We start from the raw sequence: 19,460 nt of genomic DNA, 5'->3' as shown, positions 1-19,460 counted from the left end.
ACGTGGCTCGCATCCGCGACTTTCGGTGATCCTTGTGGTAGAAGGTTCGCTCAGCTATGCGATGCGTGCGCTCGAGAGTATCCAGAACCAAGACCTCTACGATTTGCAGATTGTCGTTGTCTGTCGCGATGCTGCGCCCGGTGTGCGCCATTCGCTTCAAGTTGCTGCCGACAGGGACATTCATATTGATTTGATTGACGTCGAGGACGCGAAGCGCGGCGCTTGTCTTCGTGCCGGTTTTGCTGCCTCGCGCGGCTCTCAAATCATCGCTATGAACGCCGATGAGTGGTTTGCTCCGCAGTCCCTTTCCAAGATGGTCAATATCGCGTGCGATTCTACGGCAGACATAGTGCTCCCCACGGTGTCGCTCGACCGCTATGATGCACATCGAGAGCGCCATTCGCGCGTCTTGGATGCTGCTCATATTTCCATTGATAGCAAATCTTCGATGGTGGCCGGGCTGCCTCAGTTGATTTTAGGCGGCCTAGTCGTTCAGACCTCTGGTGTGATGTACAGCCGCTCGCTGTTTGAGGCATGCCTTTTGTGCGACAAGGTGTTTCGCACAGTTGGGTTTATGGCATGCGCGCTTTCGCAGACACGATGCGTGTCCGGCTGCGGCGATGCTTGTTTCCACACGGCGGCACCTAAACTTACAGATGCCTTTGATCCCACCATGTATGCCAAGGTATCCGATGACACTCGAGCGCTCGACGAGCTTGCGGACTCACTCTCGGAAGCAGACAGCGGTGGTCGGCTCAAGCTGGCAAGCCAAAAGTTCTACTTTGCCGGACTGGTCGCCTGCATCGAGAATTTGTGTCTGAGCCCGCATGGGGTGTCGTCAATCGAGCGTTCCGCCCGCATGCGTGATATGCTCGATGCGCCTCGAACCCGTCAGATGGTCGCCGCGCTCAAGGATAACCATCGGGGACTCGGTTTGTTGTTTGGGCCGATCGCCAGCGCCAAGCCCGCGCGCTGCGTGATGTGTACGCATCTGGCAGCTTTTCTTAACCGGACGGGCGCAAAAACCGCCTAAACGGCTCATTTCGAAACAAATTTGCATAGAATTGTTTCGAAATGCGTTCTTATACACAAAAGCCTTCAAATAGCGTTAAACTATTCAGTCACTGATTGATTGTCTCCGCCATCTTTTGGAGAGAGGGTTTGTATGGCTAAAAAACGCAATGGGCGCCAGGATGCCATTAGAGATATTGTGCGCAATAAGGACGTCCGCACGCAGCGCGTGCTGGTCGATGAGCTCCGCGCTATGGGCTTTGATTGCACGCAGGCGACTGTCTCTCGCGATATTGCCGATATGGGGCTGCGTAAGCTCCCCGAGGGTATCTATGTTCTGGCAGAGGACCTGCACCTGCAGCGTATGGTTTCCGAGCTCGTAACGGGCGTTCTGCGCACCGATAATCTGGTTATGATCAAGGCTCAGCCTGGTACGGCTTCCGGCATCGCCGCCGCCGTTGATGCGGCAGAGTTGCCCGATGTGCTTGGCTCGCTTGCCGGCAACGATACGATTTTGGTTATTGCCCAGACGGCCGAGGACGGCGAGCGTCTCGAGGCGCTGATCAATAAGCTGAGCAATTCTCGCAAGTAGGCGTGCGGGTCGTGCGCTCGGCACTGTGTGCGTGACATGGTGGCTTGTAAGGGGGTATCGACGTTGGTCGGTACCCCCTATATTGTTTGCCGGTATAAAGGCCGTCCACCAGGTCGCTTTAAACTAAAAGGCCCCCGAGCACTTTAATAAGCTGCTCGGGGGCCTTGTTGCTAATGGCCGGATGAATTTCTAACCAACCGTATCGTCAGGCGTGGGCGAGGGGTCGGGAGTGGGTGTAGGCGTAGGCGTAGGCGTGCCGCCATCGCCGCCGGTCGAACCACCAGTGGAGCCGCCCGTCGAGCCACCGGTCGTACCGGTGCCGCCGGTGGTGTCGCCGCCTGTGGTCTCGGTGGTCGTGGTCGTCGTTGTCGTCGTTGTGGTTTCCTCTTCGTCCTCGTTCTCGTCCTTGTCGTCGTTCTCCGTCTTCTTGGTGTTGTTGGTGCCGTAGAACTTCCAGACGCTGTTGTTCTTGTAGGTGGGCGCCGTTCCGGTCGCAAACTCCTCGCGCTCGGTACCGGTCAGAACGGTGTTCATAAACCGCTTAAAGACAGGCAGGTTGGTGCTGTCGCCCAGCAGGTCTGTGCCGTATTTTTGGATAGGGATCTCGCCCGCGGAATAGCCGGTCCACAGAGCGCACGCCAGCTGCGGGGTATAGCCGCAGAACCACAGGTTGGTGGTGTTGTCGGTGGTGCCCGTCTTGCCGGCATAGGGCTGGTTGACGCTCAGGGCACCGGCAGCACCCGTACCGCCGCCCTGCATGACGCCGGACAGAACATCGGTGACCGCGGCGGCCTCGCCCTCGGTAAGCACCTGTGAGGGATTGTCGGTGTGCTGGTACAGCACCGAACCGGTACGAGAGTCAATCTCGGTGATGGCGATCGGCTGGCGATAGTAGCCGCCGTTGGCAAACGTCGCGTAGGCGGCGGCCATCTCGAGCGGCGAGATCGAGCCGGTGCCGAGCGTCATGACGGGAACGTCCTCGATGTTGTCCTTGGCGGGATCGATGCCGAGCTTTTTGACGAGCGAGATGATCTTGCTGTTGCCGACGGCTTCCGCCACCTGGATGTAGCCGGTGTTGGAGGAGTATGCCGTCGCCTGCTTAAGCGTGATGTTGCCATAGCTATGTTTGGCGTAGTTTTGGACCTCGGTCGTGGTGCCCTTGGCCTTGAGCGGCGAGTTGCAGTTGAGGGTGACGTTGGGGTTCATGCCGTTTTGGATGGCAGTTGCCAGTGTAAAGGCCTTGAAGGTGGAGCCGACGGGACGCTTGGCCGTGGCATGGTTTACGTGGTTCTCGTCGGCGTTGTAGTCGTAGCCGCCCACCATGCACTTGATGTAGCCGGTCTTGGGGTCGACGACGACCATGCCCATGTCCAGGCCGTCGAGTGAGAGCGTGTCGAGCTGCTCGCGGACGGCATTCTCTGCCACCTGCTGCATCGTGGGGTCGATGGTGGTCTTGACGGTCAGGCCGCCCTTAAAGAGCACGTCGGTCGAGAACTCCTGCTCCAGCAGCTGCTTAACATAGGCGACAAAGTAGGGCTGCGAGTATACGTCGACGCCGCTGCCCGAAATCTCGGTCACGTTGAGGGTGATGGGCTCGGCCTGTGCGGCATCGTGCTCCTCCTGGGTGATGTGGCCCAGGCGCAGCATGTTGTCGAGGACCTTGTTGCGGCGAGACAGTGCCAGGTCGGGATTGACCGTGGGGTCGTACTGCGAAGGCGAGTTGGGAAGGCCGATGAGCAGCGCGGCTTCGCTCAGGGTGAGGTCGGCGGCGCTCTTGGATAGGTAGGTCTCGGCGGCGGCCTCGATACCGTAGGCGCCGTGGCCGTAATAGATGGTGTTGAGGTACATCATGAGGATCTCGTCTTTGGAGTACATGTCCTCCATCTTTACGGCGATGTAGGCCTCGCGCACCTTACGCTCGATGGTCGAGTCGAACTGCTCCTCCTGCAGGATGGTGTTGCGCACCAGCTGCTGGGTGATAGTCGAGGCGCCTTCGTGCCCGCCGCCGAGGGTTGCCACCGCAGCACGCGCGATACCCCACAGGTCGATACCGCCGTGCTCGTAGAAGCGCTCGTCCTCGACGTCAACGGTGCCCTGCAGCACGTAGGGGGAGACCTCGTCCTTGGTGATGGACTTGCGGTTTTGCGTGTAGAAGCTTGCGATCTTGTTGCCGTTGCAGTCGACGATCTCGGTGGGCTCGCTCACCAGATACGCGTTGGCGTCGGTGTAGTCGGGCAGATCGGACAGCCAGCGGTTGACGTTGCCGACCATGCCGATGCCAAACGCCACGCCCGCGATAAGCAAAAAGCCCAAAAACGAGAGCAGGATTATGGGCAGGGCATGCGTCTTTGAACGGCTGCGTCCCTGTCGTTGGCGAGGACCCATATATTGACCTCCAGGTATGTCGTGCCGGACGGCGGATGTGCCGTCGGGGCAGGATGGACATAAGTTATTACACGATAAACCAAACGGGGCGCGCGAGGCCTCGTGTATGCTGGAAGACGGCATTTTTCAGAGTGAATGCATACCTTGGTAAGGAGTTTGCCGATGGCGATTCGGGCGATGGGGCCGAGCGGACAATACGAGACTGGATTGGATGCTGCCGGTGTGGCGCTGCCCGAGCTGCTGGCGCCGGCGGGCGGGCTCGACCAGATGCTTGCGGCCATCGCCGCGGGTGCCGATGCCATCTATGCGGGGTTGGGCGGCTTTAACGCCCGCGTGAGCGCGCATGGCTTTACGGATGACGAGTTTGCGCGCGGCTGCGCCGTGGCGCATGCCCATGGCGTGCGCGTGTACGTGACGCTCAACGTGTTCGTGTTTGACGATGAGTTGTCCGACGCGGTGGCGTTGGGAGCTCATGCACTGGAGTTGGGCGCCGATGCTCTGATTGTCGCCGATGCCGGGTTGGCCTGCGCGCTGCGCGCGGCGATTCCCGGGGTCGAGATTCACCTGTCCACGCAGGCGGGCGCTCATAGCGAAGGCGCCGTGCGGCTTGCCGCCGATGAGCTGGGGGTCGAGCGCGTGACGACGGCACGCGAGCTGACGGTCGACGAGATTGCGGCGCTATGTGCCACGGGCGTGCCCATCGAGGTATTCTGCCACGGTGCGATTTGCATCGGCTATTCGGGGGCGTGCGAGTTCTCGGCCCTGCGGCGTGGGCGCTCGGCGATGCGCGGCGACTGCACGCAGCCGTGCCGTCTGGCGTACGACCTAGTGGACGAGGCGGGACAGAGCGTTGTTGCCGTCGAGGGAGATCGCCTGCTGTGCCCGCGCGACTATCTGGGTATTGCACATCTGCCTGAGCTTGTAGATGCCGGCGTGGCGTCGCTCAAGATCGAGGGGCGCATGAAGAACCCCGATTACGTATTCAACGTGGTACGGGTGTGGCGCCGGGCGCTCGATATGCTGCGCGACGGCGCGTGGGACTCCGGTGCCGTGGAAGAGCTTGAGCGCGAGCTGGGAAGGTCGTTTAACCGTGGGTTTACCGATGCGTACCTGCGAGGGCGTTCGGGTGCCGGGCTGATGAGCTTTGAGCGCGCAATTAACCAGGGCGTGCGCGTGGGGCGCTTGGTCGCTGTGGGCCACGAAGAGGTGACCGTTGAGCTCGACGCCGCTGTGGCGGCGGGTGACACGCTCGAGATTCGGTTCTATCCGGGTGTCGACACGCGTCCCGATGTGCCCAAGCGCTGGCCGCAGGTGCCCTGCCCGGTGGATGCCGCAGCGGGGAAGCGCGTCGTCGTGCATTGCAAGCGTAAGGTGGACGCGGGCTGCGAGGTATACCTGATTCGCAGCGCCGGCGTGTTGGATCAGACGGCGGCGGTGTTGGAGCGCATGCGGGCCGAGGCGGATGCGATTGCGCCCGTTGCGCGTGCCGTTGAGGTGCTGCCCTTTGAGGGCGTTGCGGTGGATGGTGGTGCGTCGACGGAGTTGGTGGAGTGCGCGGTTCCCGCTCGCATGGTTTTTGCTTGGCAGCTGATGGATGCCGACCCGCGCGGAGAACTCGATTTGTCCGACGCCGTTGTGGTGCTTGACGAAGTGTGCCGCACGGGTGACGCTGACCGGACCCGCTCACTGATGCAGCGTGCCGGGTGCGTCGTCTGCCGCAACCTGGGACAGGTGGTGATCGCTCGCGAGCTGGGCGTGACATTTGACGTGGCGGCGCCGGTGTTCTGCGCGAATCGGGCCACGCTTACCTGGCTGCGCGGACTCGGTGCGGGGCGGGTGTACTTGCCGGCCGAGTTGCTCGGCAATGATGCGGAGCGTATTGCCGAACTGGCTGCTGAACCCGGCGTCTTTGGTCCGGTCGACGCCGACCGTCCCGAGCTTATGGTGTGCGAGCACTGCCTGCTGACCGCCGAGGGCGTCTGCGCCACCGATGCGACGGGACAGGTCCGTTGCCGCGACTGCTTGCGTCGTCGGCAGGTGCGCTATCTGGTTGAGCGTGACGGTACACGTCTGCCAGTTGCCATTGACGCATGCGGCAGGACGAGGATTTTCCTGTCGTAGGTGCCGCGTCGCGTCAGTTTGTTATCATAAGAGAGTTTATGGACTTCCAGCACCGCCGTTTTCGGCGAGGGTGCTATAGCAAAAGGAGGATACCCAATGCTGTCTGTTGACGAGCAAATGCGTATCATCACCTCGGGCGCCGCGCAGATCGTTCCCGAGGCCGACCTTCGCAAGAAGCTTGAGAAGGGCGAGCCCCTCAACATCAAGCTCGGCGTCGACCCCACCAGCCCCGACCTGCACCTGGGCCATGCCGTGCCGCTGCGCAAGATGCGCCAGTTCCAGGACCTGGGCCACAACGTCACCCTCATCATCGGCAACGGTACCGCGTTGATTGGTGACCCCTCGGGCAAGAACTCCACGCGTCCGCAGCTTTCGCAGGAGCAGATCGAGGCCAACGCCGAGACCTACGTGAGCCAGGCCATGAAGATCCTGGACCCCGAGAAGACCACCATCGTGCACAACGGCGATTGGATCCTTTCGATGGATCTGGCCGGCCTGCTGCAGGTGTGCTCCAAGTTCACCGTTGCCCGCATTCTTGAGCGCGATGACTTTACCAAGCGCTACCAGTCCCAGACGCCGATCGCCCTGCACGAGTTCCTGTATCCCGTGATGCAGGCATACGATTCGGTCATGATTAAGGCTGACGTGGAGATGGGCGGCACCGACCAGCTTTTCAACCTGCTCGCCGGCCGTGAGCTCATGGAGAAGATGGGCATGGAGCCCCAGATCGCGCTCACCATGCCGCTGCTCGAGGGCACCGATGGCGTTCGTAAGATGTCCAAGTCCTACGGTAACTACATCGGCCTGACCGACGCGCCCAAGGACATGTTCGGCAAGACCATGTCCATCCCCGACGAGATGATCGGCAAGTACTACCGCCTGGCGAGCTCGCTCACCCCGGCCGAGGTCGACAAGATCGACGCTGCCCTGGCCGATGGTTCTGCCGACCCCTACGAGCTCAAGCGCGCTCTGGGCCGCGACCTGTGCGACACCTACCACGGCGTCGGTGCCGGCGACGAGGCTCAGGCCGAGTTCGACCGCGTGTTCAAGGAGGGCCAGCTCGCCGACTTCCCCGAGAAGCATGTCGAGCTGACCGTTAACGACGAGGGCCAGATCTACCTCGCCGGCTTGCTCAAGGACCTGGGTCTTTCGGCGAGCGCCGGCCAGGCTCGTCGCGATATCGACGGCGGCGGCGTCAAGATCAACGGCAAGGCCGTGGCTCCCAAGAGCTATAACATCGATCCCAGCGCCCTCAAGCTGGGCGACACCCTCTCCGTAGGCAAGCGCAAGGGCTTCAAGCTGATCTAACGAGCGAGTTGACCTCACAAGTGCAACAAGGCCGCAGCCGGGATTCCCGACTGCGGCCTTTTTTGGTTACGACGATCCCTTGGGGACGGAGGGATCATTTGGCGGTGCCGTTAAGCGGAAGGGGTGTTAGCGGGGCTTCCTTTTGGGCATACAATGGCTATTGGTTTGCTGCGGTGAAGGCCTGTCCGCTCCGCAGCCTTTTTCTACGGTTAAAGGAGTATGTATGTCCGTTGAGGTCATGAGGACTGTGATCGAGGCCGCCGAGGGCCGCGTGCCCGTCGACACGCTGTTTACCAATGCGCAGATCGTCGACGTGTATGGCCAGCGTGTGGCGCCCGGTAGCGTTGCCGTCAAGGACGGTGTGATCGTCGGCGTGCTCTACGATGGTCGCGACGATGCCGCTGGCACCTACGAGGCAACTGAGGTCATCGACTGCCAGGGTCGCTATCTCGCTCCCGGTTTTATTGATGGGCATCTGCATATCGAGTCTTCGAACATCCGTCCCGCCGAGTATGCTCGCATGGCCGCGACGCGCGGTACTACCACCGCCATTGCCGACAGCCACGAGATTGCCAATGTTGCCGGTCTCGACGGCTTGCGCTTTATGATCGAGGACGGCCGCCGCGCACCCATCTCCATCAAGTACATGATGCCTTCGTGCGTGCCCGCGCTGCCCGACGAGCAGGCCGGTGCCGTTATTTCGGCTGCCGATATGCAGGCGTTTTTTGCCGAGCATCCGGGCGATGTCTTTGGTCTGGGCGAAATGATGAACCTGCCGGGCGTCTTTATGGCCGACCCCGAGACCTGCGCTCGCATCGATGCTGCCAACCAGACGCCGTCCAAGCAGGTTGACGGCCACGCGCCGCTCGTTGCCGGAAAGGACCTCAACGCCTATGCCGCAGCGGGCATTATCGCCGACCACGAGTCGACGATTCCCGAGGAGGCGCTCGACAAGCTATCCCGCGGCATGTACGTGATGCTGCGTGAGGGCACGTGCAGCCACGACCTGGCCAATTTGTCCCCGATGCTGCTGGAGAATCCAGCGCGCGCCCGCCGCTGCTGCTTTGCGACTGACGACCGTGCCCCTTCCGATGCGCTTGCAACCGGCATGATCGACAATGCCTGCCGCGTGGCGATTGAGGCCGGTATCGACCCGGTGGTCGCCATCTCCATGGCGTCCCTCTCCACGGCCGAGGCGTTTGGCCTGGATCACGGCTGCCGCGACCCGCACGAGCTCCGCGGTGCGATTGCCCCGGGCAAGCGTGCCGACCTGCTGGTGCTCAACGACCTGACGTTTGCCGCGGCTCCGCATCGCGTATATGCCGCCGGTGCCCTGGTGGCGCAGGACGGCACCTTTGTGGGCGAGATCGCACCCGAGATGGCCGAGGTTGCGGCCCTTGCCGATGAGCTGCGCGCCTCCGTTAAGCTGCCGAATCTTTCGCTCGACGTATTCGACTATGCCTTTAAGCCGGGCGAGGCCGTGATTGACGTGGTGCCGGGCAAGGCCATCACGGGCATGGTTCGTCCCGAGACTGACGAGGACTTGCGCCGCATTATGCTGATCGAGCGTCACGGCCGCGGCGTGTCGCTGCAAGCCGAGGGCGCCGACGGCGATGGTCCTGCGGGCCTGGGTCTTGTTGGCAAGCACATCGGTCGCGGCTGGGTGCGCGGTTTCACCATCACGGGTGGCGCCATTGCCTCTACGATCGGCCACGACTCGCACAACGTGTGCGTGGTGGGCGACAACGCCGCCGATATGATGGCCGCCGTTGAGGCCGTGGGCCAAGGTGGTCACGTGCTGGTGCGCAACGGCGAGGTCGTGGCGCGCATTCCGCTGGCGCTCGGTGGTCTTATGAGCGAAGGCACGGCCGAGGACGTTGCTGCGCAGCACGACGACTTTATGGTCAAGGCGCGCGCCATGGGTATTGAGCCGCCGCTCGACCCCATCATGGGCATCATCTTCCTGCCCCTGCCGGTCATCCCGACGCTCCGCATCCGCCCCGAGGGCATGTTCGACGTCACGACCTTCACCTACGCCGACTAGTCATCGGGGACGTTTTTAAACGACTGGCCGTCGGGATGGCGTGTCGCCTGACGCCGCGACCGTAGGACCTCTGGCATGTGTGAGCTATTTGCCAGGTCCTTGTAACGTTTACGCCCGCGGAGTCTTATTTGAGCTCCCTTTGGGTACGTTGGAATCGGATACACGTTCGATTCCAACAAGCCCGAAGGGAGCTTTTCTATGTTTAAACTGATTGCATCCGATATGGACGGCACACTGCTTGACGAAAACGGCCAGGTGCCTCCCGAGACCTACGAACTGATTCTGGCGCTACACGAGCATGGCGTGCATTTCGCCGCATCGTCAGGTCGTCGCTACGATCGCCTGTGCGAGTTCTTTGCGCCCGTTCGCGACAAGATGGACTTTGTCGCCGCTAACGGCGCCCAGGTCTACGCCGACGGCAAGATAGTGGACCGCGAGGTGTATTCGCACCTGGCGATTCGAAAGCTCGCCCAAGCAGTCGCGACGTTTCCCAATCTGCATCTTGCGCTCTTTGACCGAACCAAGTCCTTTTTGCTCGATGACGAGTGCAAGTTCGTGCGCGAGGTCGATAAGGACCTTCCCAATGCCGAGCGCATTTGGGAGCTGCCCGATCCCAGCGTAAATATCATCAAGGCGAGTATCTTTTGCGATGACGGTACCGTTATGGACAGCGCTTACGTACTGCAGCGCGAACTTGGTCAGCTCTTTACTTTTGCGCCTTCGGGCAACGCGTGGATCGATGCCATGCAGCCTGGTGTGTCGAAGGCCTCGGGCATCGCACAGCTCGCGGAGCATTACGGCATTGGACGCGACGAGGTCATGGCGTTTGGCGACTCGATGAACGACTACGAGATCATTCGCTTTGTCGGTACGGGCTGCGCGATGGAAAACGCGCGCCCCGCGCTTAAGGCGGTGGCCGATCGCGTGGTGGGTCGTAACCGCGACCACGCCGTCCAGCAGGAGCTCCGTCGCGTGCTGGAGAGTCTCTCCTAATCCGGCAGATGGGGACGTTCCTTTTCTGCCGACAGTGGGGGACAGTCCTTGCAGCTTTTTGCGAAGAGTGTCCCCAACGACTAGTCATTTAAGAACATCCCCAGTGACTGGCCAATGACTAGGCGAGGGCGTCCATGATGGTGCGGGCGACGCCGTCGTGGTCGTTGTCGTATTCGGTGATGGCGTCGGCGGCCTCGCGGTCTTCGGGCTCGGCGTTGATCATGGCCATGCCGTGGCCCGCTGCCTGCAGCATGGGAATGTCGTTGATGTTGTCGCCGAACGCCCAGGCGTCGGCGAGACGCTCGCCCAGATGCTCGCATAGCCACGTGAGGGCCGTTCCCTTGGTGGCGCCCTCGCCCATGACCTCGATATTCATGGCGTAAGAACGCGTGACCTCAATGCCTCCGAGCGTGTCGAGCGCCGTCGCGATGGCGTCGCGATCGGCCGGGTCGTGCCAGTACATGGCGATGCGTTCGAGCGTCTCGACTTCGTCGATCTTGCTGTCGATATCCATGTCGATCGGTGTTCGTGTGCGCTTGAGCGAAGCCGCGATGTGGGGGTCGCCGCCGCAGAATTCGTCCAGGCGCGTGTAGAGCGAGCGGGGGAGGAAGCACTGCCCGTCCGCGAAGATATCGAAGGTCACATCGTGGCCGGCGGCGATGCTATGGACGCGGTGGGCGATGGCGCGGTCGAGCGGTCGGCTCAAAATGCGCGTAGCACGTGAGGCATCGGCGGGCGTACCGTCGTCGAGCTGCCAGACGCTGGCACCGTTGGCGCAGACCGCGTAGTGTACGGCGGGGTGGGCGAGGATGGGCTCAAAGATGCCCGACAGCGGGCGTCCCGTGCAGGGTACAAACTCAATGCGGCGGCGCGCAAGCTCGTCGAGCATCGCCCAGGTGGCGTCGCTCATCTGCTTATCACTCGTCAGCAGCGTTCCGTCCATATCGGAAAACACAATCATTTGATGCAGCCCTTTCTGTTGGCATAAAAAGCGTGGCCGAGGGCGGCGATGCCCTGGCCACGCTCAAGATCTATATCGGTCCGCGTCCTAGCGGTCGGCGAGTGGCTTGTACTCCAGCGGTTCGATAACCGGGCGGTAGGCGGGGCGGATGATGCGGTGCGCGCAGAAGAGCTCTTCCATGCGGTGTGCCGACCAGCCGGCCATGCGGGCGACGGCGAACAGCGGCGTAAAAAGCGTCTCGGGCACGCCGAGCATCTTGTAGATAAAGCCTGTGTACAGGTCGATGTTGGCGCAGATGGGCTTGGTCATGCCGTGGTCGCGCATGACCTGGGGTGCCAGGCGCTCAATGCGCTCGATGAGTGCGAACTCTTCGCCCAAGTCCTTCTTGGCTGCCAGCGAGCGCGCGTAACGGCGGCATACCTCGGCGCGTGGGTCGCTCAGCGTGTAGACGGCGTGGCCCATGCCGTAGATGAGGCCGGTGCCGTCGAAGGCCTGCTTGTCGAGGATCTTGCCCAGGTAGGCCGCGACCTCGTCCTCGTCCTCCCAGTTGGAAACATGCGCGCGGATGTCCTCGTGCATGGACACGACCTTGGCGTTGGCGCCACCGTGGCGCGGACCCTTGAGCGAGCCGATAGCCGCAGCGTAGGCAGAATACGGGTCGGTGGCCGAAGAGGACAGCACGCGGCAGGCGAACGTGGAGTTGTTGCCGCCGCCGTGTTCGGCATGCAGCATGAGCATCACGTCGAGCAGCATGGCCTCATCGCGGGTGAACGCCATGCCGCCGCGCAGGACCTGTAGGATGGTCTCGGCGGTGGAGAGACCGGGCGTGGGGTGCGGCACGTGAACCTCGGAGCCGCGAAGCTTGGCGATCGAGGCCATGTGTGCGAAGGCGGCGATGCGCGGGAGACGTGCGAGCATGGAAATGGCGACGTCGATTTCGTGCTCGGGCGTGATCGCGTCTGGTTCGGCATCGAAGGCGTAGAGCAGCAGCACGGCGCGCTGGAGCACGTTCATGATGCTCGACGACACCGTGGTCATGGGGAACTCTTTGACGTACTCGTCGCTCAGATGTCTAAAGGCACCTAGGCGCTCGCAGAAGCCGTCGAGCTCTTCCTTGTTGGGTAGCGAACCCGTGATAAGCAGATAGGCGACTTCCTCGTAGCCGTAGCGATTTTCGGCCTGGGCATTGTTGACCAGATCCTCGATGCTGTAGCCGCGAAGCGTGAGCTTGCCCTGATCGGGCACGACCTTTCCGTCGACCTTGTTGTAACCGTGCACATCCGAGATACGAGTGAGGCCCGCGACCACGCCCGAGCCGTCGGCATTGCGCAGGCCGCGCTTGACATTGTGCTCGACAAACAGGCCCTCGTCATAAGGGTCGGTCGGCAGGCCGTGGTAGAGGTTTTCGCTCTCAGACGAAATCTGGCGGCTTGCTTCGTAATCCAGAACCAGGCGGCTCAAGTGGTCATCGAAGCGGTAATAGATTTTCTTGGCGTCGTAGGCCATGCGCGCTCCTCTCCGGGCCGCATCGGGGTGACTTGCATGGGCATGCGCGCGTCAGGCTATCCCCAGCGGCTTGCTCGCTACAGGCGGTACATAAAGTTGAAGACGTCCTCGCGCTGGATGGACACGTTGACGCCCGAAAGCTCGCCGGCCTCGGCCAGCGCCTTCTGCAGCTCGGCGAAGTCGAGCTTGGACTCGGCGGTATCGGCCAGCATGGTCATGGTGAAGATGTCCTCGATAATGGACTGCGTGATGTCGCGGATGTCGACGTTGGCCTCGCCTAGGACACGGGTGACGCCGGCGACGATGCCGGGGCGGTTCTTGCCAAGGACGGTGATGACGATACGGGAGGACGAGATCTCGGCCATGGGAAACCCTTTCGCGTGATTGCGGCGCGCGCGGGGCGCTCCGCTACGGTACAGTGTTCATCATTGTACCTGTCTGGCGCAAAAAAGGCGCGCTCGCTGCGGCGTTACATGCCTGCAACATGAGCGTAAGGGGGAAGGCCGTACGGGGAAGAGCCGTCTGGCGCGTGTCCGGCTCGTGTTGGGTTGATTTCCGATCTCAGCCGAACACATTGAGCGGACAGGCCGTTCCTGCAGTCAGCCGAACGCCTCCGACGGCTGATTCCGAACTGGAAGCGGAGGGCATCCCCGCCCTTCGGTAGGGGATACCGCTCCGCGGCGCATGCCGCGGGCGGCGCCCCTATCGGACCACCGTGACCTCAGTCGAGATGGGCCCAGCACTGCCGCGTACTCGGTGAGCTAGAGCCAACTGTTCGTCTTCACGTCGCGTATGGCGATATTTCGGTCGTCCGGCTCGGTGATGCCGTAGCCGAACGCCTGGAGCGTCTCGATGGACTCCTGGATCCTCTGTTGGAACATGGGACCCGGATCGACCCTCGGCCCGAGGTGCCCGCGCCAAAGGCACGGCGTGGCGCGCAGCATGTTATGGATTTTGGAGATGGGCTCGATGTCGGCGTAGACGTTGAGCGTCGCCATGGCGTCCTTGTGGCCGAGGATCGATTGGAGCGCCTTGATATCGCCGCCTTGGCGGATCCACTGCGTTGCGAACGTGTGGCGAAGGCCGTGGAACGTGATCAGCTCGTCGTTGGTGCCCATGAGGCCGTTGGTCTCCGAGAACGTCTTGAACGCCCTGCGGATATAGCTTGTCGTCGCGAAGGTCGCGCCCGGCTCCGACAGGATGTAGCAGCCCCCGATCTCGATCGCCCCGGTAAGGCCGCGCAAGCGCAGCTTTCCGCAGTCGATCTCGTGGGTCTCCTTCAGGAAGGGGAGTAGGCCGACCGGGTCGATGGGGATACCCCTGGCGTCATGGGTCTTGGTGTCCTTGATGAACGAACCCATTCCCTTCGCGTACGCCACCGAGTGTCTGATCGAGATCAGGCCCGTCTCGAAATCCACATCGCACCACCGAAGGCCGCAGACCTCGCCGATTCGCATCCCCGTGTGCAGGGCGAGTACGACCGCCCTCTAATCCTCGGCGGACCAATCGAGTCCGAACTCCTTTCGGGCATCCTCTTCGCTCATGACTTCGAGAAGGTCTCCGGGTTGGCAACGAAGGGCGAGGCATAGCTGCTCGAGTGTGTTGAAGCGAATGCCGCGAATATGCCCTTTTTTAATACGGGACAGGTTCACGGGCGTGGTTCCAATCCTTTCGGCAAGTTCGTTCGAGGAAATCTTTCGCTCGGCCATGATCTTGTCGAGGCGAACAATTACGGGCATGGCGTTTCCTTACGCAATCTCGTCGGAGTCGAGGTACAGCTCTCGGGCGTACAAGAAGAGCTGGGAAAGCATGAACAGGACGATGCCGAGAACCAGAGAGGTCCAATCGAATGATGAAGCGATCTCTTGGGCGCCGACGGCCCCCTCGCCGCCAAACATCGAAACGGAGGTTTTGAGTGAGCCGGCGTAGAGGCTGGTGGCAGCTTGAACAACGAAGAGAATGCCGAGCACCTTCAAGCATGTCGCAGACCCTTTCTTGAAGGGGTCTCCGCTCTTGATCGTCCACACGAGAACGGCGCTGAGGATGGTCGTAGCGATACCGATGACGGCAGGGACCAATGTCGAGATCGCAAGGGCTGGATACGCGGGGGAGTCTGCAATTACAGGGTTGTCGAGCACTTTGATTGCTGGCTTTAAGGAGAACGCCACTTGTGCGATGGCGGTGGCGCAAAGGGTCGCAGAGGCTATCGCACATGCGATGCGGAAGGAATGAAGCCGGGGAGTGCGATTGTCGGAACTCATAATAACCTCCGAAGAATTTAAAAACTCAGGTTACTTTTTAACAGTTTATGTTAAATTGACTTTGCCGGCAAGTAATAAGGGCCGAGCATTTTGTTCGGCCCCTCTGTTCCGACTGGATGAGGTTAAGGTTGGCGATGAATATGCTCAAAATCTCGAAGGCGATCTTTAGGTCGCTTCTCTCCTCCAGGTCGCTCTGTGTTGTCGTTGTTGCGTTGATGGTTCTTTGTGCTCTGCCCGTCTTCAGGAGCGCGGCTGGCATCGACGGACGGGTCGAATACCTCGAGTCGGGAATAACCCGTGTTGAGCAGGAATTGTCAGCATCCTATGCGGATGCGCTTGTGAATGCGGGGGAGGACGGTGTCTATACCTCTTCATCAAGCATGCCCGCGCTTCTGTACCCTCTTGCCGCGGGACGTCTTATCTTGGCACCGCTCTCCCCCCTACTTCCGTTTCTGCAGATATCGGATGGAGAGTACACCTATTATGACGGATCGAAGGAGTACTTGCTATGGGTCGCAACGGCCGTTGCCGTCTCGTTCCTTGCCGCGCGTCTTAACAAACGTGAAAAGCTCATCATCCAGGCACCGATGGGCGAGCTGGGTAGACTTGTTGCATCGAGCGTATGGGCGAGTGTTTTTGCAATGCTTGCCGTCCTCGCCATCAATCTTCCAGGGATAATCGCCGCGCTTGTGAAGAATGGCCCGGGCTCGCCGTTCTATCCGATAGGCTACATTCAATATGCGACTCCGGTTATCAAACCGGCTTGGCTGGTGTTCGCGCAGACGGCCATCTTGCAATTCTTGGTGGCAGCGTTCATCTCGCTTGTCGTTCACCTTGCCGTGAAGATTGCCAATAACCCTACGCTTGGAATCGTGTTCGTATGTGCCCTGATGGGGGTGACGATGGTTCCCGGGTATTACGGAAGATCCATCGCTTTACGTGAGTTCGCCCTGTTGAATCCCCTTACGTATGCGAACACTGAGTTGACCGTCGGCGCCTATAGCCCGTACCCGACAACGCAGATAGTGAATCTGCCTGGACTTTGCTTCGAGCGTGGCGCGATTGCCCTCGTATGCGCAATCGGGATCGAGGTGCTGGCAATTAGCCTGCTTTGCGTTGCTGGAAAGAGCGGCTGCGCGTGCCCGATATCCCCGATTTGTCTTGAGAGAGGTTCCTTCACTGCATCGAGAACGGCAACTCGTTCGAGCGCTTGTGCCTCCGCCGTTGCATACGTAAGAACGATGGGGAAACTGCTCCTGCGTTCTCCTACCCTCGCCGTATGCGCGATTGCAATGTCGACGACGATGCTGGCCCCGGCTCTGGTCGAGATGTTTCCTGACGCTGATAACGTTTCCGCTGTTCGGTATAGGGATGGGGAGCTCCGTTCAATAGATCGGTATCTAGAGCAGAACGCTGCGAATATGGACGTCGAGGGCAAAGCGGCCCTGGAAGACATGCGGGATGCTCTTTCGGGTTTCGTGTACGCGCCTATGCCTGCGGAGGGGTTTCGAAGCCTTGCGACGTACGAGCGCGCTCGAGGTGAGCTGGGCGCGGCAGATGCGACTCTCCTGCAATCGATCGGAATCGAGCCGGAGACTCCTTCTCGTGCGGAGGCGCGCGCCCTTCTGCTTGAGTCGATCGCGAGCTTGCCGGACCCCAAGGTTTACGAGTTAAGTACGAAGATGCCCCCATTAATCCTCCTTTCGTATCTCCAGGCAGCGCTTCCCTCCTTATTTTTGCTGTTGCCCGTGGTTGTCACATCGCTCGCGTGCACCCACCTGCAGTGTCGTTCCCTTCTGGTTCTCCAGATCCCCGCAACAGCGCATGTGCGTTTTCTGACGGCTGTTGCGCTGGCTCTCCTGCTTGGCTTGGTGCTGCTTTTGGTGTCGATGGTTCCCGCTGTCGTTGTGTCCGTGATTAAGAACGGTGCGGGTGGATCGGAGTATCCCGTCGCTCTCATTCGGGCGGGAGCTTCGACAACGTCCACGGTGGGGGAGGCGGTGTTGTGCAGTATTCCGTTGCTGGTCATGGCATACGGCGTGATTTCCGTCGTCGCTGCGTTGACAGCAGCGATTAGCCGCAACCCCGTTGTCACCGGAATGGTTTGCGCGGTTCTCTTGGTGTTGGGTTCGTTGAGCGCTCATGTTGAAAGCGTGGGCATGGGCGTCGCGCTGCTGGCTCCATTCGCCTCGTTTGATCCCGCTTCCCAGGTGGGGACGATTGGGTTCCTTGGGCGAGGGACGAACGCGATGCCTTTTGGAGAGGTCGTCGGCGCATCGGGCGCTCTGCTGGTGGTCTTGGGCGCCGTATCTCCGTTGATGGTGCGCCTGAGTGTTCCAAAGATCGAAAGGGGATGATCTCGATGATTGACCTTCAAACGCTGACGATCTCTTATGGAAAGAAGGTGCTCGTAGATTCGGTGAACGCTGAGTTTGCCCCGGGTACGGTCTACGGTCTCGTCGCTCCGAACGGGCATGGAAAGACGACGTTGCTGCGTGCGATGGCAGGTTTGCCGGGTCCTCGCGTGGACGGGAGCATCGTTCTGGATGAGGTGCAGGGTACGGGTGCGAGAGAGGTCCGTTCTATGATCTTCTATGCACCTGGTGAGGGGACGCTGCTGTATCCCGGATTGCGTGCGGAAGATCACCTCAAGATGGTTTGCGATATGTGGCCGCATGCTCGCGATATCGAAGAGATAGTGGAACAAACGCAGATAGGCGAGTTCGCGAAGATGAGGATCCGCACTCTGAGCCAGGGCATGAAGCAGCAGCTTACCCTGACGATTGCGTATGCGACGGGCGCGCGGTACCTTCTATTAGATGAGCCCATGAACGTGCTCGACCCCAGCAGGGTGGACTTGCATTCCGAGATTCTCAGGAAGCTGGCCGATTCTGGTACGTGCATCATCATGTCATCCCACATCTTGGATTCGGTCGATAGGCTGTGCGATGAGATTCTGTTTTTGAAGGATGGGAGGCTCATTAGAAGCATTCCGCAAGATGATGCTGCGCCGAAGTCTCCTGGATCCCATTTCGCAAAGCCTGCCGGACGCGCCGAGGGTGCGCTAAGCACGTATCGGCGACTCTACGAAAAGGGCGGGTAGAAATGCAAGTTAAAAATCTATGTGGTCAATGTGATACCGTTGAACCCGCATATCGATACCGCTCAGCCATTCGCCTCGCCCCCGTCGCACGTATCTTCATTCGGTCTGTCATTATTAATCTAACGATGCTTTGAGGAATGTAGGTGCTTCCAAATGTACTGTCGACTTCTTCTCAAACTAATCCTAAGAGACAGGGCCGTATGGATCTCTACGCTCGTTCTCGCTGCAGCCTTCTCCATCCCCATTGCGTTCAATTCACCCATCTACGGGCCCTTCTTTATGAAGCAGGGCATGCAGGGCTTTGTCGACGCATTCAATACGCGCGCGCCCCAGGCCAGCGGCACAGACCTATCGCCAGAGCAGCAAGTCGACGCGGAGCTTGCAAGATACGCGAACGCCGCCCTCGCCGCTCAAACCGACGCCGCCTTTCTCGATTCTGCCGAGAGCTACTACGCGCTCATGGGCGAAGGCTTCCAATCCGGGTCCATCGTGGGAGACCGAGAGACCAATGACGCGGAGCTCGCATATTGCCGCGCTCTGAGCAGCTCCGGCATCACGGATATCCCGGCCTCCGCAAACGACCTGCCATTCCTTTCCTTCCTGCCTTACGCCATTGCCACGGCGCCGTCTTTCCTTCCCTTCATCCCCTTCCTTCTCTCGTCGATACTCGTGCTCGGCGCCACAAGGCCCGGGACCCTGGCGGCAAAGGCGCCCGTGCCCAAATTCCGGCGCCTTATCCAGACCGTGTTTTCGATAATCGCCGCGGGGACCGCGATGCTCCTCGCCGGCCTCGCACCCGGGGGCATTTACGCCTTGGCCCTAAACGGCTTCGGGCAAATTGGGTACCCGATCGCCTTCTTCCATGACGGCGCGCTTACCACCACGACCGCGGGAAACGTCTTCACGACCCTGCTTCTCGCGCTGCTTGCGGGCGGAACCTTGATATCCGTTTGCTCCGCCGTCCTATCGACCGCAACGAGGCGCGTCCTCGCAGGCCCCCTTACCTCCGCGCTGCTTGTCGCGGCCCCGGCATTCCCGTTACTGTCCGATTCGGCACTGGAGCATAACGCCGCGCTCAATCTCCTGCCGCTGGCCATATTCTCGCCTATCGAGGCAACGGGTTACGTAGGATGCTTCCCGACAGAATTCATTGGCTCCGGTTCGGGCGGCGCATC

At 60.7% G+C, this 19,460-nt stretch carries 16 protein-coding genes; 9 read left to right on the top strand and 7 right to left on the bottom strand.

Going from position 1 to position 19,460, the window contains the following annotated elements:
* The first annotated feature begins 34 nt into the window (after nucleotides 1–34).
* Nucleotides 35–1,033 carry a glycosyltransferase family 2 protein gene (locus ACESWY_RS07430; RefSeq protein ID WP_373093853.1) on the top strand — a complete coding sequence of 333 codons (999 nt, stop codon included), beginning with the start codon at nucleotides 35–37 and terminating at the stop codon, nucleotides 1,031–1,033.
* Nucleotides 1,034–1,165: 132 nt separating this feature from the next.
* Nucleotides 1,166–1,603, top strand: a complete 438-nt coding sequence (locus tag ACESWY_RS07425; protein ID WP_006235280.1) for an arginine repressor — start codon at nucleotides 1,166–1,168, stop codon at nucleotides 1,601–1,603.
* Nucleotides 1,604–1,792: 189 nt separating this feature from the next.
* Here ACESWY_RS07425 and ACESWY_RS07420 read toward each other — a convergent pair whose 3' ends face one another.
* Nucleotides 1,793–3,988, bottom strand: coding sequence for a transglycosylase domain-containing protein (locus tag ACESWY_RS07420; RefSeq protein ID WP_373093855.1), 2,196 nt, complete (start codon nucleotides 3,986–3,988; stop codon nucleotides 1,793–1,795).
* 162 nt (nucleotides 3,989–4,150) lie between these two features.
* Here ACESWY_RS07420 and ACESWY_RS07415 point away from each other — a divergent pair, with 162 nt between their 5' ends.
* The 4 genes from ACESWY_RS07415 (at nucleotide 4,151) to ACESWY_RS07400 (ending at nucleotide 10,454) form a co-directional block, all read left to right on the top strand.
* The gene (locus ACESWY_RS07415) at nucleotides 4,151–6,109 is read left to right on the top strand and encodes a U32 family peptidase (protein WP_225093812.1); all 1,959 of its coding nucleotides are present in this window, start codon (nucleotides 4,151–4,153) and stop codon (nucleotides 6,107–6,109) included.
* A gap of 96 nt (nucleotides 6,110–6,205) precedes the next feature.
* On the top strand, nucleotides 6,206–7,417 hold the full coding sequence (gene tyrS, locus ACESWY_RS07410) for a tyrosine--tRNA ligase (RefSeq protein WP_373093857.1): 1,212 nt from the start codon (nucleotides 6,206–6,208) through the stop codon (nucleotides 7,415–7,417).
* Nucleotides 7,418–7,640: 223 nt separating this feature from the next.
* Complete coding sequence (locus tag ACESWY_RS07405) at nucleotides 7,641–9,461, top strand: adenine deaminase (RefSeq protein WP_346964941.1); 1,821 nt, start codon at nucleotides 7,641–7,643, stop codon at nucleotides 9,459–9,461.
* Between the two features lie 198 nt (nucleotides 9,462–9,659).
* Complete coding sequence (locus ACESWY_RS07400; protein ID WP_373093859.1) at nucleotides 9,660–10,454, top strand: Cof-type HAD-IIB family hydrolase; 795 nt, start codon at nucleotides 9,660–9,662, stop codon at nucleotides 10,452–10,454.
* A gap of 118 nt (nucleotides 10,455–10,572) precedes the next feature.
* Here ACESWY_RS07400 and ACESWY_RS07395 read toward each other — a convergent pair whose 3' ends face one another.
* From ACESWY_RS07395 to ACESWY_RS07370, 6 genes are all read right to left on the bottom strand, one after another.
* On the bottom strand, nucleotides 10,573–11,415 hold the full coding sequence (locus tag ACESWY_RS07395) for a Cof-type HAD-IIB family hydrolase (protein ID WP_373093861.1): 843 nt from the start codon (nucleotides 11,413–11,415) through the stop codon (nucleotides 10,573–10,575).
* A gap of 87 nt (nucleotides 11,416–11,502) precedes the next feature.
* Nucleotides 11,503–12,921 carry a citrate synthase gene (locus tag ACESWY_RS07390; RefSeq protein ID WP_373093863.1) on the bottom strand — a complete coding sequence of 473 codons (1,419 nt, stop codon included), beginning with the start codon at nucleotides 12,919–12,921 and terminating at the stop codon, nucleotides 11,503–11,505.
* Nucleotides 12,922–12,998: 77 nt separating this feature from the next.
* On the bottom strand, nucleotides 12,999–13,286 hold the full coding sequence (locus ACESWY_RS07385; protein ID WP_006235289.1) for an ACT domain-containing protein: 288 nt from the start codon (nucleotides 13,284–13,286) through the stop codon (nucleotides 12,999–13,001).
* 396 nt (nucleotides 13,287–13,682) lie between these two features.
* Complete coding sequence (locus tag ACESWY_RS07380; protein ID WP_373093871.1) at nucleotides 13,683–14,390, bottom strand: site-specific integrase; 708 nt, start codon at nucleotides 14,388–14,390, stop codon at nucleotides 13,683–13,685.
* Between the two features lie 18 nt (nucleotides 14,391–14,408).
* The gene (locus tag ACESWY_RS07375) at nucleotides 14,409–14,660 is read right to left on the bottom strand and encodes a helix-turn-helix domain-containing protein (protein WP_006235292.1); all 252 of its coding nucleotides are present in this window, start codon (nucleotides 14,658–14,660) and stop codon (nucleotides 14,409–14,411) included.
* 9 nt (nucleotides 14,661–14,669) lie between these two features.
* Complete coding sequence (locus ACESWY_RS07370; protein WP_373093865.1) at nucleotides 14,670–15,182, bottom strand: hypothetical protein; 513 nt, start codon at nucleotides 15,180–15,182, stop codon at nucleotides 14,670–14,672.
* Nucleotides 15,183–15,316: 134 nt separating this feature from the next.
* On the opposite strand from ACESWY_RS07370, the gene ACESWY_RS07365 reads away from it, so the two are divergent.
* The 3 genes from ACESWY_RS07365 to ACESWY_RS07355 form a co-directional block, all read left to right on the top strand.
* A complete protein-coding gene (locus ACESWY_RS07365; protein ID WP_349100652.1) occupies nucleotides 15,317–17,539 on the top strand; it encodes a hypothetical protein in 2,223 nt (740 codons plus the stop codon).
* Between the two features lie 5 nt (nucleotides 17,540–17,544).
* Nucleotides 17,545–18,285: an ABC transporter ATP-binding protein gene (locus ACESWY_RS07360; protein WP_373093867.1), complete on the top strand. Its 741-nt coding sequence runs from the start codon at nucleotides 17,545–17,547 to the stop codon at nucleotides 18,283–18,285.
* A gap of 153 nt (nucleotides 18,286–18,438) precedes the next feature.
* Nucleotides 18,439–19,460, top strand: a 1,022-nt coding sequence (locus ACESWY_RS07355) for a hypothetical protein (RefSeq protein WP_373093869.1), incomplete at its 3' end; no start/stop codon positions are given.

It is taken from the genome of Collinsella aerofaciens ATCC 25986 (genome assembly GCF_964237925.1).
GTDB lineage: Bacteria > Actinomycetota > Coriobacteriia > Coriobacteriales > Coriobacteriaceae > Collinsella > Collinsella aerofaciens_BJ.
This window is presented reverse-complemented; position numbering and strand designations above follow the sequence as displayed.